Below are 22649 nucleotides of genomic sequence, written 5' to 3'. Positions count from 1 at the left end.
CAGTATGCCGGCCGGCTTCATATTACCGGGCCCCTCGGGCCCTTTGTTGTCAGACTGTTTCTCTGACTGAATAGAGGTAGCAATGAAATTTGAATTGAAAACCACCGATGGGCGTGCCCGTCGCGGTCAACTGGTGTTCGAGCGTGGCGTGGTCCAGACCCCGGCCTTCATGCCGGTTGGCACTTACGGCACCGTCAAGGGGATGACACCGGAAGAGGTACGTGAGACCGGTGCCCAGATCCTGCTTGGCAACACCTTCCACCTCTGGCTGCGCCCGGGTCAGGAAGTGATGCGCGCCCACGGCGATCTGCACGACTTCATGAACTGGCAGGGGCCGATCCTGACCGACTCCGGTGGTTTCCAGGTGTTCAGTCTGGGGCACATCCGCAAGATCACCGAGGAGGGGGTGCACTTCCGTCATCCCATCAACGGCGAGAAGATCTTCCTCGACCCCGAGAAGTCCATGGAGATCCAGTACGATCTGGGTTCCGACATCGTGATGATCTTCGACGAGTGCACCCCGTACCCGGCCACTTACGAGGAAGCGCGCAAGTCCATGGAGATGTCCCTGCGCTGGGCCAAGCGCTCCCGTGACAAGTTCGATGCGCTGGGCAACAAGAACGCCCTGTTCGGCATCATCCAGGGTTCTGTCTACGAACCGCTGCGGGATGTGTCGCTGGACGGTCTCCTTGAGATCGGCTTCGACGGTTACGCGGTCGGCGGTCTCGCCGTGGGTGAGCCCAAAGAGGACATGCATCGCATCCTTGACCATGTCTGCCCGAAAATTCCGGCCGACAAGCCGCGCTACCTGATGGGGGTGGGCAAGCCGGAGGATCTGGTGGAAGGGGTGCGCCGCGGTATCGACATGTTCGACTGCGTGATGCCGACCCGCAACGCCCGCAACGGTCATCTCTTTACCACCGATGGGGTGGTCAAGATCCGCAACGCCAAGTACCGGGAAGACACCAGCACCCTGGATGCGGACTGCGATTGCTACACCTGCAAGAACTACACCCGCAGCTATCTGTACCATCTGGACAAGTGCAACGAGATCCTCGGTGCCCGTCTGAATACCATCCACAACCTGCGTTATTACCAGCGCGTGATGCAGGGTTTGCGGGACGCGATCGAGCAGGGTAAATTAGACGACTTTGTAACTGAGTTTTACCGTCGGCAAGGGAAGCCTGTGCCTCCACTGGCTGAAAATGACGTGAAATAACAACGACATATAAGTTAGTATTCAAATCTACATCAATAAGAGGTTGTTAAATGAGCATTATCTCCAAGGCGTATGCAGAAGGCGCGGCTCCGGCAGCACAGGGTGGTGGCATGGAAATGATCATCATGCTGGCCGTGTTCGGTCTCATCTTCTACTTCATGATCTACCGTCCCCAGGCCAAGCGTGCCAAGGAGCATCGCAATCTGATGAGCTCCCTCTCCAAGGGCGACGAAGTGCTCACTTCCGGTGGCCTGGTCGGCAAGATCGCCAAGGTTTCCGCCGACAGCGACTACATTGTGCTGGCCCTGAACGATCAGACCCAGGTCACCATCAAGCGTGACTTCGTCTCTGCCGTTCTGCCCAAGGGTTCTATCCAGTCCCTCTAATCTCCCGAGGAGCACAGCGTGTTAAATCGCTATCCGCTGTGGAAATACCTGATGGTGATCGTCGTGATCGCCATCGGTTTTCTATATGCAGCCCCCAATCTTTACGGCGAAGACCCGGCCTTGCAGGTCTCTGCCAGCCGTGGTGCCGAAGTCAAACTAGAAACCCTCGATCAGGTGAAGGAAACCCTCGACGAGGCGAAGATCCCGGTCAAGCATGCGGCGTTCGAGCACGGCTTCATCCTGATCCGTTTCAACAACACCGAAGACCAGCTCAAGGCGCGCGACATAGTGGCCAACAAGCTGGGCGACAACTTCATCACCGCCCTCAACCTGGCACCCTCCACCCCCGCCTGGCTCGAGGCCATCGGCGCGGCGCCCCTGAAGCTCGGCCTTGACCTGCGGGGCGGTGTGCACTTCCTGATGGAAGTGGACATGGCCGAAGCGCTGGCCAAGCAGCAGGAACAGATGGTGCAGGATTTCCGCGCCGAGCTGCGCACCCAGAAGATCCGCTACTCTGGTGTACGCCGGGTCGGGGATCAGGTGCAGGTGGTCTTCCGTGACGAGGCCGATCAGGCCAAGGCACTCTCCTTCCTGCGTCGCCAGAATGCGGATCTTGTCTTCACCACCGACCAGAAAGGGGATGACTTCATCCTGCTGGCCAGTCTGAGCGAAGCCAAGGTCAAAGAGGTGAAGAAGTATGCCCTCGAGCAGAACATCACCATCATCCGCAACCGGGTGAACGAACTGGGTGTGGCCGAGCCGCTGGTCCAGCAGCAGGGCGGTGAGCGTATCATCGTCGAGCTGCCGGGGATCCAGGACACCGCCCGTGCCAAGGAGATCCTGGGGGCCACCGCGACCCTGGAGTTCCACATGGTCGATGAGGCTGCCGATATCCAGGCCGCTGCCGCAGGCCGCGTGCCGCCGAGCTCCAAGGTCTACAACGATCGCAACGGTCGTCCCGTGGTACTGCAAAAGCGCGTGATCCTGACCGGTGACCACATCGTGGGTGCCCAGTCCGGTTTCGATGAATACAGCCGTCCCCAGGTCAACATCAAGCTCGATGGTCAGGGTGGCAACAAGATGGCCAACTTTACCAAGGACAACGTTGGCAAGGGCATGGCGACCGTCTTCATCGAGTACAAGCCGGTGGGTCAGCCTGGTCCGGACGGCAAGCGCAAGTTCCGCAAGCAGGAGGAGGTGATCAACGTCGCCACCATCCAGTCTCGCCTGGGTAGCCAGTTCCGCATCACCGGGATCGACAACGCCAACGAAGCCCACAACCTGGCGCTGCTGCTGCGTGCCGGTGCCCTGATTGCCCCCATCCAGATCGTCGAAGAGCGCACCATAGGCCCGAGCCTGGGTCAGCAGAACATCGACAGCGGGATGGAAGCCATCGGCTGGGCCATGCTGGTGATCGTGCTCTTCATGGGGATCTACTACCGTGCCTTCGGCTGGGTGGCCAATCTGGCGCTGACCATGAACCTGGTGCTCATCGTCGGTATCATGTCGATGATCCCGGGGGCCACCATGACCCTGCCGGGCATCGCCGGTATCGTGTTGACGCTGGGCATGGCGGTGGATGCGAACGTGCTGATCTACGAGCGTATTCGTGAAGAGATCCGCAATGGTCGCGGGGTGCAGCAAGCCATTCACCTGGGCTTTGATCGCGCCTTCTCCACCATCGCCGACTCCAACGTCACCTCGCTCATCACCTGCGTGATCCTGTTCGGTATCGGTACCGGTGCCATCAAGGGCTTCGCCCTGACCCTCGGGATCGGCCTGACGGCGTCCATGTTCACTGCCATCACGGTATCCCGCGCCATCATCAACCTGGCCTGGGGTGGACGGCGCATCGACAAGCTGCCGATCTAAGGAAGAGACATGTTTCAAATTCTACATTTTGAAAAGCCCATCCCCTTCATGCGTTTCGCCAAGCTGGGTATGGTCCTCTCTGCTCTGGTAACGGTGCTCGCCCTCTACGTTCTGTACGATCGTGGCCTGAACTGGGGGCTGGACTTCACCGGCGGTACCACCATCGAGGTGGGGTTCCAGCAGTCGGTGAGCCTGGACAAGATGCACGAGGCGCTGGATCAGCAGAAGATTGACGGGGCGACCCTGCAGTTCTTCGGCTCCAGCCGTGATGTGTTGGTGCGCATGGCCCCCCAAGAGGGCGTCAAGGTCGAGCAGCAGGGCAACGAGGTCCTGGCGGCCGCCAAGCTGGTCGACGAGAGCGCCGTGCTCAAGCGTGTCGAGTTCGTCGGTCCCTCCGTGGGTGACGAGCTGGCCACCGACGGTGCCCTGGCCATGCTGGCCTCCATCCTCTGTATCCTGATCTACGTGGCGGTGCGCTTCGAGTGGCGTCTGGCCACGGGGGGCATCCTCTCCCTGGCTCACGACGTGATCATCACCCTCGGCATCTTTGCCTACTTCCAGTACGAGTTCGACCTGACCGTGCTGGCGGCGCTGATGACGCTGGTGGGGTACTCCCTGAACGACACCATCGTCGTGTTCGACCGGGTGCGGGAGAATTTCCGCAAGGTACGCCGTGGGGACACCGCGGAGATCATGGATCTCTCCATGACCGAGACCCTGAGCCGGACCATCATCACCTCGGGGTTGACCTTCGTGGTGGTGGTGGCGCTGCTGCTCAAAGGCGGGCCTCTGATCCACGGTTTCTCCATCGCCATGGTGATCGGGGTGGCCTTCGGGACCTACTCCTCCATCTATGTGGCGAGCGCCTCAGCCATGTTCCTCGGGATCAAGCGGGAGCACATGCTGCCGACCCAGGTGGAAAAAGAGGGCGCGGATCAGCAAGAGATCCTGCCGTAACAGACAAGGGCGCCGCAAGGCGCCCTTTCTCTTGTGGCCGGGGTGAGTCATGATGCTCCCCACAACCCAGCATCCATTACCCAAAGCAAGGAGCAAGCCCATGCAACACAATCCCCGTTTTCTGGCCCTGGTCGAGGCCATCCGCCCGCAGGTGCAGGAAACCGATGTGCATCAAATCAAGCGCTGGCAGGATGAGGGCCGAGCATTTCATCTGATCGACGTGCGCGAAGAGAGCGAGTGGGCCAGGGGCCATCTGCCGGGGGCCACCTATCTCGGGCGCGGGGTGATAGAGCGTGACATCGAGACCCGGTATCCGGATCCCGACACCGAACTCTACCTCTATTGTGGTGGGGGATTTCGCTCCATCCTGGTGGCGGATAACCTGCAGAAGATGGGTTATTCCCGGGTCGTCAGCGTCGATGGAGGCTTTCGCGGCTGGAGCGACGCCGGATACCCTGTCGAATCCTGATTTATTTGAGGGAGAGGGGCTGCGCCACATGACAAACGGCCCCGTGATCTTTACCATATGCGGGGTCAAGCGTAAGCGTCGGAGTGTTCATTGAACGTCAGGATAGGGATTGGATACCTCACGGGTATCCTGTTGTTGCTCCCCTTGTGGGGTTGCAGCAGTAGCAGTCAGGTAAAAGCGCCTCAAGTTCCCAAGCCGCAACCCGCTTCACTGGTATTGGCGACCCCCTTGCAGGTCTCCTACCAGAGCGAGTTGGCGTTGGCGCGACTCGGGCAGATGCTCAGTGAAATGGAATTGACGACCGAACAGCGGGCAGAACTCTTCTATGAGCGTGCCGTGGTGTTTGACCGGGTGGGCTTGCGTTCCCTGGCGCGACTCGACTTCAACCGTGCCCTGCGGGAGAAGCCGGATTTTGCCGAGGCCTACAACTTCATCGGTGTCTATCTGGTTCAACAGCAGAACTACGACGAGGCCTATGAGGCGTTCGACTCCGCCCTGGAGCTCGCCCCGGATTACGACTACGCCTATCTCAACCGGGGAATCGCGCTCTATTACGGCAATCGCCCCGAGCTTGCCGCGGCGGATATGAAGCGCTTCTACGAGGCGCAACCGGAAGACCCTTATCGGGTGATCTGGCTCTATCTGGCCGAGCAGAAGCTCAACGGACCGGCGGCCATGAGCCGGATGCGCGAGCGGCTCAACAAGTATGACGACGACGCCTGGAACTGGGATCTGGTGCGCCTCTATACGGGCGACATCAATGCCACCCAGTTGATGAGCAACGTGGTGAAAGGGGTTAAGGACAACAGGGAGCTCGCCGAGCGCCTGTGCGAGACCTACTTCTACCTCGGCAAGTTCGAGCTGGCCAAGGGTAACCGCAAGGAAGCCATCAGCTACTTCAAGCTGGCGCTGGCCAACAACGTCTATGACTTCATCGAGCATCGCTATGCCTTGCTGGAGCTGGAACTGATGGCGCGCAAGCCCCAGCCACCCGGAGCCCAGGGCAAGAGCGGCAAAGCGTGACTAAACGGGTTTGAACCCCATGAAAAAGGCCTCTTGACGAGGCCTTTTTGCTGTCTGGTGACACGGGGTGTACCGCTACTCCACCAGGCTCATGCCGGGGATCTGGCGCCAGTAACCGTTGCAGTCCCGCTCCTGCTGCAGGGGCAGGGGGGCCATCCCCTGTTCGTTGGCCTTGAAGCGCTCCAGCATCGTCAGGGTCTCCATGCCTTCGGGCGAGAGGCGCACCACATCCACCAGGCCCTCCATCCCCTTGAGCTCGTTGCCCAGGTTGTAGCAGTAACCGGACTGGGTCTGGATGCCGTTGAGGTTGAACACCTTCTGCCCCTCGCGACTGCTGGCAAGTCGCCCGGTGGGGTAGTCGATGCAGGCCAGTTCGCAGTTGTCCTTGGGCCGGTCGAGGGAGCGGGCGGTGAAGCAGCGTGCCGAGTAGGCGAGCGGCAGATGACCATAGGCGAACACCTCCACCTCGAACTGCTGGCGCTCCCTGCCCAGATCCTGATTGAGCTGCATCAGCCAGTCGCGAGAGAGCTCCACCGGCATCACCCAGCGCTGCATCCCCTGTTTGAGCAGCATGCGCAGCACGTCGGCGTTGTAGGCGTTGATGGCGGGGCCGCAGACGAACGGCAGCCCGGCTTCACTGGCGAGCTGGACCGCCCCCAGATCGTTGGCCTCGATCATCAGCTCGCCGTTGTCGACCAGCCGCTTTACCTCCTTGAGCTCGGAGGGAGCTGAGATCAGCGCCAGCGTGGAGAGTACCGCCTGCTTGCCGGAGCCCGCCACCTGACGGGCGAGGGCAATCCAGTCATCCACTTTCAGTTCGCGCCGCTTGCTGCAGACGGTTTCCCCCAGATAGAGGATGTCGGCCTGGCTGGCGGCGGCCGCCTGATAGAAGGCCTGGGTGTCGGCCTTGGGCCAGTAGAAGAGCAGGGGCCCGAGTGAGAATTTCATGAACAGGGCTCCTTATTGCCACTGGCGATGATAGGCACCGAGGGTGGTCTGGCTCCCCTCGGAGACACGGGCGAGCTGGGCATCCCACTCAGCCTTGACCTGATAGGCCTCGGGGTTGGCCTGATAGGCGTCGATGGCGGCGCGCCAGACCCGGGTCACCTGCTCCACATAGGCGGGGCTGCGCTGGCGCCCCTCGATCTTGACTGACTGGATGCCGGTCTGGAACAGCTCGGGCAGGAGGCCGAGGGTGTTGAGGCTGGTGGGCTCCTCCAGCGCGTGATAGGTCTGGCCATCCACCTCGAAGCGGCCCTTGCACAGGGTCGGGTAGCCGGCGTTTTCCCCCGGGCCGTAACGATCGATCAGCACCTCGTTGAGGCGGGATTCGAGGCCGCTCGGGGTCTCCTCCCAGCGCACGAACTTGGCCGGTGAACAGGCACCGACGGTGTTGGGGCTCTCGCCGGTCATGTAGGAGGAGAGGTAGCAGCGCCCCTCCGCCATGATGCAGAGGCTGCCGAAGGCGAACACCTCGAGGCCGACGTTGGTCTCGCGGGCAAGCTGCCTGACCTGATGCATGGAGAGCACCCTCGGCAGCACCACCCGGCCGACGTTGAAGTGCTGCTGGTAGAAGCGGATGGCGGCGGCGTTGGTGGCGCTGGCCTGGACCGAGACATGCAGCTCCATGTCGGGATGGCGGCGGCTGGCATAATCGAGCACGGCGAGATCGGCGATGATCAGGGCATCTGCACCGAGCGCCACCCCTTTGTCCACGGCCTGCTTCCAACGGGCATCGGAGCCCGGGTGGGCAAAGGTATTGATGGCGATGTGCAGCTTGCGGCCATGCTGGTGGACATAGTCAACCGCTCTTTCCAGCTTGCTGTCGGTGAAGTTGAGACCGGCGAAGTGGCGGGCATTGGTGTCATCCTTGAAGCCGATGTAGACCGCATCGGCCCCGTTATCCACGGCTGTCTTCAGTGCCGGCAGGCTGCCTGCCGGGCAGAGTAATTCCATCGGGTACGCTCCGAGAGGGCAAAAATGCAAAAGTGGCCCGATTGTATTCATGCTTGCCCTCCCGCTTTTTGACCTGAGGCAGCTTTAGGTGGCTTTACCCTTCTTGAGGTAAGTGGGCACAAGTTTGATTTTCAACAGGATCTTGCCGAAGGGGCTGTGCTTGAATGCGCAAAAAACTGGGAGTTTATCGTGTTTCAACATCTGCAACGTCGCCTGGTCGAACAGGCACCCCGTCTCTTGCGCCACCCCCTCAAGCTGGTGCCCTTCCCTTTGCAACAAAACCTGATGGAGGCCCTGCTGGGCAGGGTGTTCCGGGAGGCCATCGAAGAGGGGGAATTTGCGTTTCTTGCGGGCAAGTGGCTGAAAGTGGAAGTCAGCGATCTGGGGCTATGCTGGTTTATCAGCGAGCAGGAGGGCAAATTGGTAGTGGCGAGGAAGTGTGAGCACGCCGATGTCTGTTTCAGCGGCAATAGCCAGGATCTTGTTCTGATCGCCGGGCGCCGTGAAGACCCGGATTCCCTCTTCTTCCAGCGCCGGCTGAAGATAGAGGGGGATACAGAGTTGGGCCTGGAGGTGAAAAATCTGATGGACAGCCTGGATCTGGACGGGCTGGGATTGATGAAATACCCCCTGATGGATCTGGCGACCTTTATCGAGCGGGCCCGCGAGACGCACGTGCCCACTGCAGCGACAATGAGCTGAGCCGTTTTCTTGCCCGAGTGCTGCGGAACAGGTGAACTTGAGCCGCAGTACCCCACTGTCAGCGTGACCACGCAGGGTGGGGATGTATCATCCGCCTGTTTGTGCAGAAATGCCTGGTCGGAAGCGGTGCCAAAATAGCGATTGGTTATGTTACAATTGCGCGCCATTTTTGACTGAAGATTGACTGGGCATGTTGGATCAGATTCGTATCGTGTTGGTAAACACCTCTCACACCGGCAACATGGGATCCGCGGCGCGGGCCATGAAGACCATGGGGCTGACTCAACTGGTGCTGGTCGATCCCCAGGCCCAGCCGGATGAGGAGGCCGTCGCCCTGGCGGCGGGGGCGAGCGATATCCTGGCTCGCGCCCGAATCGTGCCGACCCTGGATGAAGCCATTGCCGACTGTGGTCTGGTCATCGGCACCAGTGCCCGTTCCCGCACCCTGAGCTGGCCCATGCTGGATCCCCGTGAAGCGGGCGAGAAGCTGGTTGCCGAGGGCATGGAGCACCCGACCGCGCTGGTGTTTGGCCGTGAACGCACCGGCCTCACCAATGACGAACTGCAAAAATGCCACTTCCATGTGGCCATCCCCGCCAATCCAGAATACAGCTCCCTCAATCTGGCCATGGCAGTGCAGACCCTTTGTTACGAGGTGCGGATGCGCTGGCTGGAAGTACAGAACCAGGAGCATTCGACCCCGGAGGATGAGCGGGTCGAGTACCCCAGCGCCCAGCAACTGGAAGGGTTTTATCAGCATCTGGAGCAGACGTTGCAAAAGACGGGATTCATTGCCGATGACCATCCAGGCCATGTGATGAGCAAACTGCGTCGTCTATTCAACCGGGCCAGACCCGAAGCGGTGGAGTTGAACATCCTGCGGGGCATTCTCACTTCTGTCCAGAAGTCCAGGGCACAGGATTAATCCCGACTGATTTACTCAAGCATATACTTGACTGATTTAGTCGGGTATGTGACCATATGCCACATATTGATTGGTTCGCAAGACGGTAAGGCATATGAGACTGACCTCAAAAGGACGTTACGCGGTGACAGCCATGCTCGACGTGGCGTTGCATGCAGAGCAGGGGCCCGTGCCCCTGGCTGATATTTCAGAGCGCCAGGGCATCTCCTTGTCCTATCTGGAACAACTGTTTGCCCGTCTGCGCAAGCATGGTCTGGTGAGCAGCGTACGTGGCCCCGGTGGCGGTTATCGCCTCGGTCTGGCCCCTGGCGAGATCTCGGTCGGTCAGGTGATCACCGCGGTCGATGAATCGGTCGATGCGACCAAGTGCCTCGGCAAAGGGGGCTGCCACGGTGGTACCCAGTGCCTGACCCACTCCTTGTGGCGGGATCTGAGCGAACGAATCTCCAGCTTCCTGGGGGATATCACCTTGGCCGAGCTGGTTGGTCAGGCCGATGTGCGCCGTATCGCCGGCAAGCAAGATGAACAAATGAAGACCGTGTTGTCCCTGGTTGATCGGGCCGAACGCGGTGATGTGAGCTTGAAAGTCCAACTATAAACGTGCTTTCCACGACGAGTCGCTGTGTGACCCCGTCGTAACGGAGAAAAAGATGAAACTGCCTATTTACCTTGATTATTCGGCAACCTGTCCGGTGGACCCGCGTGTCGCAGAAAAAATGATGCAGTGCCTCACCATGGACGGCCTGTTCGGCAACCCAGCCTCCCGTTCCCACCGTTTCGGCTGGCAGGCCGAAGAGGCGGTGGATCTGGCCCGTAATCAAGTGGCAGAGCTGATCGGCGCGGACCCGCGCGAGATCGTCTTTACCTCCGGTGCGACCGAGTCAAACAACCTGGCCATCAAGGGCATCGCCCATTTCTACGCCGGCAAGGGCAAGCACATTGTCACCTCCAAGACCGAGCACAAAGCCGTGCTGGATACCTGCCGCCAACTGGAGCGGGAAGGCTATGAGGTGACCTACCTCGAGCCCATGCCCAACGGCCTGTTCACCCTTGAGCAGATCGAAGGCGCCCTGCGTGATGACACCATCCTGGTCAGCATCATGCACGCCAACAACGAGATCGGGGTGGTGCAAGACATCGCTGCCATCGGCGAGCTGTGCCGTTCTCGCAAGATCCTGCTGCACGTGGACGCCGTCCAGAGCGTGGGCAAGATCCCGGTCGACGTGGAAGCGCTCAAGGTTGATCTGCTCTCCATGTCCGCCCACAAGGTATACGGCCCGAAAGGGATTGGCGCCTTGTATGTGCGCCGCAAGCCCCGTGTTCGTCTGGAAGCCCAGATGCACGGCGGTGGCCACGAGCGCGGCATGCGCTCCGGTACCCTGGCAACCCACCAGATCGTCGGCATGGGGGAAGCCTTCCGCATCGCCAAGGAAGAGATGGCGAGCGAGAGCCAGCACATCATGGCCCTGCGCCAGCGTCTGTGGAATGGCATCAAGAACATCGAAGAAGTCTATATCAACGGGGATCTGGACCAGCGTGTACCGGGTAACCTGAACGTCAGCTTCGCCTATGTGGAAGGGGAATCCCTCATCATGGCACTGAAGGATCTGGCGGTCTCTTCCGGTTCTGCCTGTACCTCGGCCAGCCTGGAACCTTCCTACGTGCTGCGCGCCCTGGGTCTGAACGACGAGCTGGCACACAGCTCCATCCGTTTCAGCATCGGTCGCTTCACCACCGAAGAAGAGATCGACTACGCAATCAAGCTCATCTGCGACTCCATCGGTCGTCTGCGCGAGATGTCCCCCCTGTGGGAGATGTTCAAGGATGGCGTCGATCTGAACACGGTCGAATGGGCACATCACTGATCCTTGCCAGCATGGCAAGGATCTGGTGAACAACGGAATTAGCAGGAGTTAGATATGGCTTACAGTGAAAAAGTAATCGACCACTACGAGAATCCCCGCAACGTCGGTGGTTTTGACAAGAACGATCCCAGCGTCGCCACCGGCATGGTCGGTGCACCGGCCTGTGGTGATGTCATGAAGTTGCAACTGAAGATCAGCGACGATGGCATCATCGAAGATGCCAAGTTCAAGACCTACGGCTGTGGTTCCGCCATCGCCTCCAGCTCCCTGGTGACCGAGTGGGTCAAGGGCAAGACCCTGGACGAAGCGGCCGGTATCAAGAACACAGACATCGCCGAAGAGCTGGCGCTGCCGCCGGTGAAGATCCACTGCTCCATTCTGGCGGAGGATGCCATCAAGGCCGCCATCGCCGATTACAAGCAGAAGAAAGGTCTTTAAGGTCCGGAGAGCAGTATGGCCATAACCATGACAGATGCCGCAGCGGCGCGGGTTTCCTCCTTCATGATCAACCGGGGCAAGGGCATCGGCCTGCGCCTCGGCGTCAAGACGACCGGCTGTTCTGGCCTTGCCTATGTGCTCGAGTTCGTGGATGAGCTGGCTGCCGAGGATCAGGTATTCGAGCAAAAAGGCGTCAAGATCATCGTGGATGCCAAGAGCCTGATCCACCTGGATGGCACCGAGCTGGACTTCGTGAAGGAAGGCCTCAACGAGGGCTTCCAGTTCAACAACCCGAATGCCAAGGGCGAATGCGGTTGTGGCGAAAGCTTCAGCGTGTAAGTGGTTCGATTGACCGATCGCCCATGTTTGCAACGCCTCGCAGTCCCAAGGGTGAGCCCTGTTGCGGCGAGTCTCTTGTGATCAACACCTTGCTCATCAACACAGTGGTGTGGACGCCAGTCCATGCCACTGCTTTCAAGTTCAAGACGAGTGTGGTTGCACTCCCAGCGCTATTGTCTGAGGACGAAGGATGAATCATTTCGAGCTGTTCGGGTTGGCTGAGGGCTTCGAGCTCGATACTCGCCAACTGGCTGACACCTATCGTCAGCTGCAGACCCAGTTCCATCCCGATCGTTTTGCGACTGCCCCCGAGCGGGAGCAGCTTGCTGCCGTGCAGCGTGCTGCCCAGATCAACGATGCGTTTACCACCCTCAAGGCCCCCTTGCGCCGAGCCGAGTATCTGCTCTCCTTGCGGGGCACCGATATTCGCGGCGAGCAGCAGACACTGCAAGATCCTGCCTTTCTGATGCAACAGCTGGAGTGGCGAGAGCGGCTGGCTGATCTCAAGGGCGACGCCGACCCTGAGGGGGCCATCAAGGATTTTCGCCAGGAGATCAGGCATGATCACCTGGTGTTGATGCAACGGCTGACCGACTCTCTCACCAGGGGTGAGGATCTGCAGGCGGCGGATTGCGTTCGCAAGCTCAAATTTGTCGACAAGCTCCTCGAGGAGCTGGAACGATTCGAAGACTCGCTGTTCGAGTCTTGACCCTCTAACGCAGGAATTGTGATTACCCATGGCATTACTGCAAATTGCCGAGCCAGGCCAGAGCGCCGCGCCTCACCAGCATAAACGTGCCGTCGGCATCGATCTTGGCACCACCAACTCCCTGGTCGCCGCCGTGCGCAGCGGCCAGGCCGACACCCTCTGTGACGAGCAGGGGCGTGATCTGCTGCCTTCCGTGGTCCATTACCAGGCCGATACCATCCGGGTTGGCTTCGATGCCAAGCGTGAGGCGGCCCTCGATCCCCACAACACCATCGTCTCGGTCAAGCGGATGATGGGCAAGGGGCTGGCCGACATCGATACCCGCCAGCAGCCTTACGAGTTCGTGGCTACCGAGACGGGCATGCCCCAGTTGCGGACCCGCCAGGGGCTGGTCAATCCGGTGCAGGTCTCGGCCGAGATCCTGAAAAAACTGGCCGAGCGCGGTGCCGCGTCCCTCGGGGGAGACCTCGACGGCGTGGTCATCACGGTGCCCGCCTATTTCGATGACGCCCAGCGTCAGGGTACCAAGGACGCGGCCAGACTGGCCGGTCTGCACGTGCTGCGGTTGCTCAACGAACCCACGGCGGCCGCCATCGCCTATGGCCTCGACTCCGGTCAGGAAGGGGTGATCGCCGTCTATGACCTGGGGGGCGGAACCTTCGATATCTCCATCCTGCGCCTGCATCGCGGGGTGTTTGAGGTGATGGCCACCGGTGGCGACTCGGCACTCGGTGGTGACGATTTTGACCATCTGCTGGCGGACTGGCTCAAAGAGCAAGCCGGGTTGTCCGGTCAGCTCGATGCCCGTACCCAGCGCGAGTTGCTGGATGCGGCGGCCAGCATCAAGCACGGCCTCACCGATGCCGATGCCGTTACCTGCACCTTTGCCGGCTGGCAGGGTACCGTCACCCGCAGCCAGTTTGACGAGCTGATCCAGCCCCTGGTCAAGCGCACCCTGCAGGCCTGTCGGCGCGCCCTGCGCGATGCGGGTCTCGAGCAGGAAGAGGTGCTGGAAGTGGTGATGGTCGGTGGCTCGACCCGGGTGCCGCTGGTGCGCGAGCGGGTGGGCGAGTTCTTCGGCCGCACGCCCTTGACCAGCATCGACCCTGACAAGGTGGTGGCCATTGGTGCCGCCATCCAGGCCGACATCCTGGTGGGCAACAAGCCCGACGCCGAGATGCTGCTGCTGGACGTCATCCCGCTTTCCTTAGGGTTAGAGACCATGGGCGGCCTCGCCGAGAAGGTGATCCCGCGCAATACCACCATTCCGGTGGCCCGCGCCCAGGAGTTCACCACCTTCAAGGATGGCCAGACCGCAATGGCCATCCACGTGGTGCAGGGGGAGCGCGAGCTGGTGGCGGATTGCCGCTCCCTGGCCCGCTTCACCCTGACCGGCATTCCGCCCATGGCGGCGGGGGCGGCCCACATTCGCGTTACCTTCCAGGTGGATGCGGACGGTCTGCTGTCGGTCAGCGCCATGGAGAAATCCTCCGGCGTGCAGGCCGAGATCCAGGTCAAGCCCTCCTATGGACTGGGTGAGGATGACATCCTCAACATGCTGAGCGCCTCCATCGCCAATGCCCAGCAGGACATGGACGCCCGCATGTTAGCGGAGCAACAGGTCGAGGCCGACCGGGTGGTCGAGAGTCTCAACGCCGCCCTGGCCGCCGATGGCGAGGCCTTATTGAGCCCCGCCGAGCGGGTCGAGCTGGATGCCGCCATCGCCCATCTGCTGACCATGCGCAGCACGGGCACCACCAACCAGATCAAAGAGGCCATCGAGGCGGCGGACGCTGCCAGTGGCGAATTTGCAGCCCGCCGGATGGATGCCTCCATCCGCAAGGTGCTGACCGGACAAAACGTCAACAAGGTGTGATATGCCAAAACTGATTATTCTGCCCCATCCCGAGCTCTGTCCGGACGGCGCGGCCCTCGAAGGTGCGACCGGTGAAACCATTCTGGATATCGCGCTGCGCAATGGCATCGAGATCGAGCACGCCTGCGAGAAGTCCTGTGCCTGCACCACCTGCCACTGCGTGGTGCGGGAAGGGTTCGACTCCCTCGAGCCGAGCGACGAGCTGGAAGACGACATGCTGGACAAGGCGTGGGGGCTGGAGCCGGAATCCCGTCTCAGCTGCCAGGCCAGACTGGCGGACGAGGATCTGGTGGTGGAACTGCCCAAGTACACCCTGAATCTGGCGTCCGAGCGCCACTGATGACCCCTTAATTACACATGAGTGAATTGCGCGTGCAGCATCTCATGGTGCAGTAATGATATGGTGAAGGCCGTGACCCTTGAGGGAGCGGCCTTTTTTGTGCCCGTGATTTCCCTATTCGTTGATGAAAGTGCCAATAAAAAGGAAGCAAGAGAACATGGCTGACATGATGAACGTAAGGTTGTCGTCCCAGGCTGCCGCCGCCCAGTGGGGTGAGGGTGCCCTGCTCAGTTTCAACGGGGACGAGGCTCATCTCCATCTGGCTGCTGGCCAGGAGAAGGAGGCGCTGCGCGCCATCCAGCGCGGGGCCAGACGCCTCGAGTCGAGCGGCATCAAGCGCATCAAGCTGGTGGGCGAGGGGTGGGATCGGGAGCGTCGTTACGCCTTTGCCCAGGGCTTCTATGCCGCCAAGGGGGTTCGCGAGCTCGACTTCGGCGAGCAGAGCGACCAGGAGGCTGCCGAGCTGGCGGCTTTGCTCAAAGCGACCCACTGGGTGCGCGAGGTGACCAACGGCTGCCCGGAAGCCATCTACCCCATGAGCCTGGCGGAGTCCGCTCTGCTGCTCATTCGCAGCCTCGGCGGTGACAAGGTGACCGCCCGCATCACCGCTGGCGAAGCCTTGCGTGAATCGGGTCATATCGGGATCTGGTCGGTGGGCCGTGGCAGCGAGCGCGAGCCGGTGCTGCTGGAGCTCGACTACAACCCGACCGGGGATGCCAACGCCCCCGTGGTCGCGGCGCTGGTGGGCAAGGGGATCACCTTCGATTCCGGCGGCTACTCCATGAAGTCCTCCGACAACATGCTGCCGATGAAGTCCGACATGGGCGGCGCCGCCATGGTGACCGGCGCCCTGGCGCTGGCCATCAGCCGTGGCCTGAACAAGCGGGTCAAGCTCATCCTCTGCTGCGCCGAGAACCTGGTCTCCGGCCACGCCTTCAAGCTCGGCGACATCCTCACCTATCGCAACGGCATCTCGGTCGAGATCCAGAACACCGATGCGGAAGGTCGCCTGGTGCTGGCAGACGGCCTGCTGGCCGCCAGCGAAAGCGGGGCTGCCTACATCCTCGACGCTGCCACCCTGACCGGCGCCGCCAAGACAGCGCTGGGCCGCGACTACAATGCCGTGTTTGCCCTCGATGAGGCGGAGCAGGTGCGCGCGCTGGCTGCCGCCAACGCCGAAAACGAGAAGGCCTGGCCGCTGCCGCTCGAACCCTGGCACGCAGGCCAGCTCACCTCGGCCTTTGCCGAGCTGGGCAACGTGGCGTCCGCCGAAGGCACTGCCGGTGCCACCACCGCAGCGGCTTTCCTGTCGCGCTTTGTCCGTGACGAAGGCAAGGGCTGGGTGCACCTGGACCTGGCCGCTTCCTATCAGAAGTCGGGCAATGATCTCTGGGCGACCGGTGCCAAGGGCCATGGTCTTCGCACGATTGCCCGCTGGTTGCAGGAGGTGTGCGCATGAACGTCTGGTTGAGCCGAGAGTTTGCACCGGCCGAGTGGGGGGAGGGGGCACTGCTCTCCCACCGTGCCGACGGCATGGTGATCCATCTGGTGAGCGCCACTCCCTTGCTGGATATCCAGCAGGCGGCGCGGCGCCTGTGCAGCCAGGGGATCCAGCAGGTGGTCCTGGCTGGCCACTGGGAGCGGGAGCAGCAGTGGGCCTTTGCCCAGGGGCTGCAGACGCCCAAGGCGGAAGTGGGGTTGCAGTGGGCCACTTCGTCCGAGGAGGACAGGGAGGAGCTGGAGGCGCGCTGGCTGTGCGGGCGCTGGGTGCGGGAGATGACCAACGCCACCCCGGAGCAGCTGGGGCCGCTGGAGCTGGCGGTCGAAGCCGCCGCCTTCCTCACCGAGCTGGCACCGGACCGGATCAGCCATCGCATCCTCAAGGGAGAGGCGCTGCAACAGGCGGGCTGGGTCGGTCTCTATCAAGTGGGTCGTGGCAGTGACCGCGAGCCCGTGATGCTGGAGCTGGATTTCAATCCGGGCAAGGATCCCAAGGCGCCGGTAGCGGCCGCCCTGGTGGGCAAGGGGATCACCTTCGATTCCGGCGGCTACTCCATGAAGACCTCCCAGGGCATGCTGACCATGAAACACGACATGGGCGGTGCCGCCATCGTCACCGGCGCGCTGGCGCTGGCCATTCTGCGTGGCCTCGACAAGCGGGTGAAGCTCATCCTCTGCTGCGCCGAGAACCTGGTATCCGGCCATGCCTACAAGCTGGGTGACATCCTCACCTACAAGAACGGCACCACGGTGGAGGTGGTCAATACCGACGCCGAAGGGCGTCTGATCCTGGCCGACGGCTTGCAACTGGCCGGCGAGTCTGGTGCGCCGCTCATCATCGACGCCGCCACCCTCACCGGGGCGGCCGTGATGGCGCTGGGAGGGCGTTACAACGCCCTGTTTGGACTGGACAAGGGGCTGGTGAGCCGCGCCATGGCCTATTCGGATGCGGAGCAGGAGCCAGCATGGCCGCTCCCGCTGGAGCCCTGGCATCGCCAGCAGTGCCCGTCCCACTATGCCGACACCGCCAACAGCCGCCCCGTGCCGGGCGGCGGACCGGGGGGCGCCTCCAACGCGGCGGGCTTCCTCTCCCGCTTTGTCCCTGATGAGGGAAGAGGGTGGCTGCATGTCGATCTCGCCGCCTGCTTCAGCGAAAACGGCGATAGTCTGTGGGCGCCCGGGGCCAATACCCTGGGGATGCGCACCATCGCCCATACCCTGATGGCGGAGACGCGCTGAGTCAGTGAACGGCATCACAAGGGCACCTCAGGGTGCCCTTTCCAGTGCTGCTTTGCTGAGCAATTGATACGGTTTTGAGGCATTAGCATGCCGATCGTGCGCAAGCGCACATTTTTTCTCTCTGCCCTGGCACAAGATGAGTCACCATGTTGTTTCAAGGATTCTTTTGTTTAACAAAAAGTTGATTTTTTGTGTGTTATTTCGTTTTTTGTTTACGTATAATCGCCGCCGAACATGGATTCCTACAATAAAACTCTGTAGTTAAGGAAAGAACTCAATGGCTATCGAACGTACCTTCTCCATCGTCAAGCCGGATGCGGTCAGCAAGAACCTGATTGGTGCCATTTACAGCCGCTTCGAAAGCGCCGGCCTGAAAGTCATCGCTGCCAAGATGCTGCACCTGACCAGCGAACAGGCCGCCGGTTTCTACGCCGAGCACCAGGGCAAGCCGTTTTATGATGCTCTGGTCGGTTTCATGACCTCTGGCCCTGTCATGGTACAGGTGCTGGAAGGTGAAGACGCCATCCGCCGTCACCGTGAAATCATGGGCGCCACCAACCCGAAAGAGGCTCTGGCCGGCACCCTGCGCGCCTGCTACGCCGAGAGCATCGATCGCAACGCCGTCCATGGCTCCGATGCCCCGGCCTCTGCCGCCCGTGAAATCGCCTACTTCTTCTCCGACGACGAGATCTGCCCGCGCGGCTGATGTTGTCTGCTGGTGACCAAGGGAGCTTCGGCTCCCTTTTGTTTTTTGGTCATCCTGCCAATATCCACTTATTCTCCAGGTGGAAAGCCAGACCCATTATTTGTACAATGCCGCCCCCTGACGTAGGTCAGCCGATAATTTATGAAGTGTGTGAGCTGAGGCCCCTGATGAGCGAAACAAAAACCAACCTGCTGGATCTCGACCGGGATGCCATGCGTGCCTTCTTCGTCGAGTTGGGCGAGAAGCCGTTCCGGGCAGACCAGATAATGAAGTGGATCTATCACTTCGGTTGTGATGATTTCGATCAGATGAGCAACGTCAACAAGGCGCTGCGCGAGCGGCTCAAGGCCATTGCCGAGATCCGTGCCCCCGAGATCAGCCGTGAACAGCGCTCCGCCGATGGCACCATCAAATGGGCGCTGCAGGTGGGCGATCAGGAGGTGGAGACCGTCTACATTCCGGAAGCGGACCGCGCTACCCTGTGCGTCTCCTCCCAGGTGGGCTGCGCCCTGGCCTGTACCTTCTGCTCCACCGCCCAGCAAGGGTTCAACCGCAACCTGAAAGTCTCCGAGATCATCGGCCAGGTGTGGCGTGCCGCCAAAGTGGTGGGCGGCAAGCGCCCCATCACCAACGTGGTGATGATGGGCATGGGTGAGCCGCTGCTCAACCTCGCCAACGTGGTACCGGCCATGAAACTGATGATGGATGACTTCGGCTTCAGCATCTCCAAGCGCCGCGTCACTCTCTCCACCTCCGGTGTGGTGCCGGCGCTGGATATGCTGGGGGACCAGATCGACGTTGCCCTGGCCATCTCCCTGCATGCGCCGAACGATGCGCTTCGCTCCGAGATCATGCCGATCAACGACAAGTACAACATCGAGTCCTTCCTTGCCGGGGTACGCCGCTATCTGGCCAAGTCCAACGCCAACGGCGGCCGGGTGACCGTGGAGTATGTGCTGCTCGATCACATCAACGACGACATGCAGCATGCCCATGAGCTGGCCAAGGTCCTCAAGGAAACCCCTTGCAAGATCAACCTGATCCCGTTCAACCCCTTCCCGGGCAACCCGTTTGGCAAGCCGAGCAACAGCCGTATCGACCGTTTCTCCAAGGTGTTGATGGAATACGGCCTGACCGTCATCGTGCGCAAGACCCGTGGTGACGACATCGACGCCGCCTGTGGGCAGCTGGTGGGGGAGGTGATCGACCGCACCAAGCGCACCATGAAAAATCGGATGCAACAGGATGGGATTTCCGTCAAAATGGTTTAACTCCTAAGCCATTGTATAGACAGGAAATGGATATCCGTACATTGATCGTAGTGGCAGCGCTCTGTGCGCTGCCAGGCTGTGTCACAGAGACCACTTACGCTGGCCAGAATTCGACCCAGCGTGAAGTGGGTCCCGACCTCAAGGCTGCCGCCCAGACTCGTCTCGATCTGGGTATCCAGTATCTGCGCCAGGGCAATGCCGAGCAGGCCAAATTCAACCTCGACCGCGCCCTTCAGTACGATCCCAACAATCCTCAGGTCTACATCGGTTTTGCCTATTTCTACCAGCAGGTGTCGGATTTCAAGGCCGCCGAGGCGAGCTACAAGAAAGCGCTGGCCATGGATCCGTCCAATGCTGACGCGATGAACAACTATGGCGCCTTCCTCTGCAACCGTGGCCGCTTCGACGAAGCGGAAAAGGCGTTCTTGCAGGCCGTCAGTCAGCCCGATTACGTGAAGATCGCCGATACCTACGAAAATGCGGCGCTCTGCTCGATGCAAAATCACAGAAATGACAAGGCTGGCGAGTATTATCGTCTGGCCTTGGGGTATAATCCCCGCAATCCTAGGTTATTGCTGGACATGGCCGAGCTTTCCATGAAAGATGGCAAGCTTCCTGATGTCCAGTCTTACCTCGCGCGCTTTGCCGATGTGGCAGAGGAGAACGAGGAGAGCCTCTGGCTCCGGCTGCGGCTGGCCCAGGCCATGGACAAACCGGCATTACTTCACCAATTCGGGACTGAGCTGGTAAGGCAATATCCCACTTCGCAACAAGCCAAGCGTTACTTAGCCAATGACTACTGAACAGCCACACGATTTCCAAGACGACTCCCAGGCAGTTGGCCCAGGCCAGCTGCTGCGCAACGCCCGTGAACAGCTCGGCTGGACCCGGGAACAGGTTGCGTCCCGCATTCACCTTCGTCTGACCCTGATCGCCGCCATCGAAGCGGATACCTACGACAAGCACACGTCCCATACCTTCATTCGTGGCTATCTGCGGGCCTATGCCAAGCTCGTGGGTATCCCCGAGGAGACCATCCTCGCCGCCTACGAAAAGCTGGGGCTGACTCCCCCCGACAACATCGACATGCAGAGCTTCTCCCGTCGCTCCCGCCAGCAGGCCAATGACAGCCGGCTCAAGGTGGTGACCTGGCTGGTGATCCTGGTGCTGATCGGGCTCTCCGTCGCCTGGTGGTGGCAGAGCACGGCGCGCCGCTCCGCCGGTGACGACGCCCTGGCGGCGACCGAGATGAGCGCGACCGTCAATACGCCGGAAGCGAATGTTGCCCCCGCCGTGGAGGTCGCCGAGCCCGTGCTGCCCGCAGCGTCCGATGCCGTGTCCACCCAGGTTGTGGTGAGCGGTGCCACCGCGACCCTGCCTGTGGTCGCTACGGATGCCAGCGCAGCCGTCCCGACGAACGTTTCCGGTGCGGTCTCGACTGCCGAGAGCACGACCACCGAGCCCGCCAAGGCGCCCCAGCTCAAGATGAGCTTCACCGCCGATTGCTGGCTGGACGTCAAGGATGCCAACGGCAAGACCCTGTTCAGCGGTCTGAAGAAGGCGAACGACGAACTGGTACTGGAAGGACCCGAGCCACTCAGATTCATCATTGGCGCGCCCATGGCGGTCAATCTCGAATATCAGGGCAAGTCCTTCGACATGAGCCGTTACAACAACGGCCGGACTGCCCGCTTCTCACTGCCGCAGGAGTAATCAGTCCGCCATGTCTGTTCACGAAAAGCCCGCACACGAATCACCCATCGTTCGTCGCAAATCCAGACAGATCATGGTCGGCAACGTGCCGGTTGGGGGCGATGCCCCCATCACGGTACAGACCATGACCAACACCAAGACCACGGACGTGGCCGCTACCGTCGAGCAGATCCAGCGGATCGAGCGGGTCGGCGCCGACATCGTCCGGGTCTCCGTCCCCACCATGGAGGCGGCGGAAGCGTTCAAGCTCATCAAGCAGCAGACCCGCATCCCCATCGTGGCCGACATCCACTTCGACTACCGCATCGCCCTCAAAGTGGCCGAGTACGGGGCCGACTGCCTGCGCATCAACCCGGGCAACATCGGCAACGAAGAGCGGGTGCGTGCGGTGGTGGATTGCGCCCGTCACTACAACATCCCCATCCGCATCGGCGTCAACGGCGGTTCCCTTGAGCGTGATCTCCAGGAGAAATACGGCGAGCCTACCCCGGAGGCGCTGCTGGAGTCCGCCATGCGCCACGTGGATTACCTGGATCGCCTCGACTTCCAGAACTTCAAGGTGAGCGTCAAGGCGTCCGATGTCTTCCTGGCGGTCGGTGCCTATCGCCTGCTGGCCAAGCAGATCGATCAACCCCTGCATCTGGGCATCACGGAAGCGGGCGGTTTTCGCGCCGGCGCGGTCAAGTCCGCCATCGGTCTTGGCATGTTGCTGAGCGAAGGGATTGGCGACACCCTGCGCATCTCCCTGGCCGCCGATCCGGTGGAAGAGGTGAAGGTGGGCTTCGACATCCTCAAATCCCTGCGTATCCGTTCCCGCGGCATCAACTTCATCGCTTGTCCCTCCTGCTCCCGTCAGGAGTTCGACGTCATCGGCACTGTCAATGCCCTGGAAGAGCGGCTCGAAGACATCATCACCCCGATGGATGTCTCCATCATCGGTTGCGTGGTGAACGGTCCGGGGGAGGCGCTGGTCTCCGATCTCGGCCTTGCGGGCGCCGCCAACAAGAGTGCCTTCTACGAGGGGGGCCAGCGGGTCGACCGGCTCGACAACAAGGATTTGATCCCGACCCTGGAGCGTCGCATCCGTGCCCGGGCTGCCATGCTGGATCCGGCCAACCAGATCCAGGTGGACAAAGGTTGAACG

General features: G+C 61.1%; 24 protein-coding genes. 22 read left to right on the top strand and 2 right to left on the bottom strand.

Annotation, left to right across the window (positions count from 1 at the left end):
- Positions 1–82 precede the first annotated feature (82 nt).
- The 6 genes from tgt (at position 83) to nlpI (ending at position 5926) form a co-directional block, all read left to right on the top strand.
- Complete coding sequence (gene tgt / locus BN1120_RS14785; RefSeq protein WP_010675071.1) at positions 83–1219, top strand: tRNA guanosine(34) transglycosylase Tgt; 1137 nt, start codon at positions 83–85, stop codon at positions 1217–1219.
- 50 nt (positions 1220–1269) lie between these two features.
- A complete protein-coding gene (gene yajC / locus BN1120_RS14780) occupies positions 1270–1605 on the top strand; it encodes a preprotein translocase subunit YajC (protein ID WP_010675070.1) in 336 nt (111 codons plus the stop codon).
- Positions 1606–1623: 18 nt separating this feature from the next.
- Positions 1624–3477 (top strand): protein translocase subunit SecD, encoded by a 1854-nt coding sequence (gene secD / locus BN1120_RS14775; RefSeq protein WP_039038737.1) that lies wholly within the window; start codon positions 1624–1626, stop codon positions 3475–3477.
- A gap of 9 nt (positions 3478–3486) precedes the next feature.
- Positions 3487–4434, top strand: a complete 948-nt coding sequence (gene secF / locus BN1120_RS14770; RefSeq protein ID WP_039038736.1) for a protein translocase subunit SecF — start codon at positions 3487–3489, stop codon at positions 4432–4434.
- Positions 4435–4534: 100 nt separating this feature from the next.
- A complete protein-coding gene (locus tag BN1120_RS14765) occupies positions 4535–4903 on the top strand; it encodes a rhodanese-like domain-containing protein (RefSeq protein WP_039038735.1) in 369 nt (122 codons plus the stop codon).
- Between the two features lie 90 nt (positions 4904–4993).
- Positions 4994–5926, top strand: coding sequence for a lipoprotein NlpI (gene nlpI / locus BN1120_RS14760; protein WP_280520777.1), 933 nt, complete (start codon positions 4994–4996; stop codon positions 5924–5926).
- A 75-nt stretch (positions 5927–6001) separates the two neighbouring features.
- Here nlpI and BN1120_RS14755 read toward each other — a convergent pair whose 3' ends face one another.
- Entirely contained in the window at positions 6002–6874 is an 873-nt protein-coding gene (locus BN1120_RS14755; protein WP_042016660.1) for a U32 family peptidase, read from the bottom strand.
- A 12-nt stretch (positions 6875–6886) separates the two neighbouring features.
- Positions 6887–7882 (bottom strand): ubiquinone anaerobic biosynthesis protein UbiU, encoded by a 996-nt coding sequence (gene ubiU, locus BN1120_RS14750; RefSeq protein ID WP_042016659.1) that lies wholly within the window; start codon positions 7880–7882, stop codon positions 6887–6889.
- Positions 7883–8071: 189 nt separating this feature from the next.
- Between ubiU and ubiT the strand changes: the two genes are divergently transcribed.
- The 16 genes from ubiT (at position 8072) to ispG (ending at position 22646) form a co-directional block, all read left to right on the top strand.
- Entirely contained in the window at positions 8072–8584 is a 513-nt protein-coding gene (gene ubiT, locus BN1120_RS14745; RefSeq protein WP_042016672.1) for a ubiquinone anaerobic biosynthesis accessory factor UbiT, read from the top strand.
- Between the two features lie 190 nt (positions 8585–8774).
- A complete protein-coding gene (gene trmJ, locus BN1120_RS14740) occupies positions 8775–9509 on the top strand; it encodes a tRNA (cytosine(32)/uridine(32)-2'-O)-methyltransferase TrmJ (protein WP_042016657.1) in 735 nt (244 codons plus the stop codon).
- A gap of 94 nt (positions 9510–9603) precedes the next feature.
- Positions 9604–10107, top strand: a complete 504-nt coding sequence (iscR, locus tag BN1120_RS14735; protein WP_025327241.1) for a Fe-S cluster assembly transcriptional regulator IscR — start codon at positions 9604–9606, stop codon at positions 10105–10107.
- Between the two features lie 52 nt (positions 10108–10159).
- Positions 10160–11374 carry an IscS subfamily cysteine desulfurase gene (locus BN1120_RS14730; RefSeq protein ID WP_042016656.1) on the top strand — a complete coding sequence of 405 codons (1215 nt, stop codon included), beginning with the start codon at positions 10160–10162 and terminating at the stop codon, positions 11372–11374.
- A gap of 54 nt (positions 11375–11428) precedes the next feature.
- The gene (iscU, locus tag BN1120_RS14725; protein WP_010675059.1) at positions 11429–11812 is read left to right on the top strand and encodes a Fe-S cluster assembly scaffold IscU; all 384 of its coding nucleotides are present in this window, start codon (positions 11429–11431) and stop codon (positions 11810–11812) included.
- A gap of 15 nt (positions 11813–11827) precedes the next feature.
- The gene (gene iscA, locus BN1120_RS14720) at positions 11828–12151 is read left to right on the top strand and encodes an iron-sulfur cluster assembly protein IscA (protein WP_010675058.1); all 324 of its coding nucleotides are present in this window, start codon (positions 11828–11830) and stop codon (positions 12149–12151) included.
- Between the two features lie 190 nt (positions 12152–12341).
- The gene (hscB, locus tag BN1120_RS14715; protein WP_041215018.1) at positions 12342–12860 is read left to right on the top strand and encodes a co-chaperone HscB; all 519 of its coding nucleotides are present in this window, start codon (positions 12342–12344) and stop codon (positions 12858–12860) included.
- A gap of 28 nt (positions 12861–12888) precedes the next feature.
- Entirely contained in the window at positions 12889–14736 is a 1848-nt protein-coding gene (gene hscA, locus BN1120_RS14710) for a Fe-S protein assembly chaperone HscA (protein ID WP_042016655.1), read from the top strand.
- A gap of 1 nt (position 14737) precedes the next feature.
- Positions 14738–15076 carry an ISC system 2Fe-2S type ferredoxin gene (gene fdx / locus BN1120_RS14705; protein WP_005299781.1) on the top strand — a complete coding sequence of 113 codons (339 nt, stop codon included), beginning with the start codon at positions 14738–14740 and terminating at the stop codon, positions 15074–15076.
- A gap of 157 nt (positions 15077–15233) precedes the next feature.
- A complete protein-coding gene (pepB, locus tag BN1120_RS14700) occupies positions 15234–16535 on the top strand; it encodes an aminopeptidase PepB (protein ID WP_042016654.1) in 1302 nt (433 codons plus the stop codon).
- The gene (gene pepB, locus BN1120_RS14695) at positions 16532–17815 is read left to right on the top strand and encodes an aminopeptidase PepB (protein ID WP_039038726.1); all 1284 of its coding nucleotides are present in this window, start codon (positions 16532–16534) and stop codon (positions 17813–17815) included. The genes pepB (BN1120_RS14700) and pepB (BN1120_RS14695) overlap by 4 nt, the downstream gene beginning before the upstream one ends.
- A 277-nt stretch (positions 17816–18092) precedes the next feature.
- On the top strand, positions 18093–18521 hold the full coding sequence (gene ndk / locus BN1120_RS14690) for a nucleoside-diphosphate kinase (RefSeq protein WP_042016652.1): 429 nt from the start codon (positions 18093–18095) through the stop codon (positions 18519–18521).
- A gap of 167 nt (positions 18522–18688) precedes the next feature.
- Positions 18689–19792 (top strand): dual-specificity RNA methyltransferase RlmN, encoded by a 1104-nt coding sequence (gene rlmN, locus BN1120_RS14685; RefSeq protein WP_039038724.1) that lies wholly within the window; start codon positions 18689–18691, stop codon positions 19790–19792.
- An 11-nt stretch (positions 19793–19803) separates the two neighbouring features.
- Positions 19804–20595, top strand: a complete 792-nt coding sequence (tapF, locus tag BN1120_RS14680; RefSeq protein WP_080768047.1) for a PilW family type IVa pilus biogenesis/stability lipoprotein TapF — start codon at positions 19804–19806, stop codon at positions 20593–20595.
- Positions 20585–21505, top strand: a complete 921-nt coding sequence (locus BN1120_RS14675) for a RodZ domain-containing protein (protein WP_042016651.1) — start codon at positions 20585–20587, stop codon at positions 21503–21505. Before tapF ends, BN1120_RS14675 begins: the two co-directional genes overlap by 11 nt.
- 10 nt (positions 21506–21515) lie before the next feature.
- Positions 21516–22646 carry a flavodoxin-dependent (E)-4-hydroxy-3-methylbut-2-enyl-diphosphate synthase gene (gene ispG, locus BN1120_RS14670; RefSeq protein ID WP_010675049.1) on the top strand — a complete coding sequence of 377 codons (1131 nt, stop codon included), beginning with the start codon at positions 21516–21518 and terminating at the stop codon, positions 22644–22646.
- The last annotated feature ends 3 nt before the right edge of the window (positions 22647–22649 follow it).

The sequence above is a fragment of the Aeromonas caviae genome, assembly GCF_000819785.1.
GTDB classification, from domain to species: Bacteria; Pseudomonadota; Gammaproteobacteria; order Enterobacterales; family Aeromonadaceae; genus Aeromonas; species Aeromonas caviae.
The sequence above is the reverse complement of the archived record's forward strand: the minus strand, read 5'-3'. Positions and strand labels throughout refer to the sequence as shown.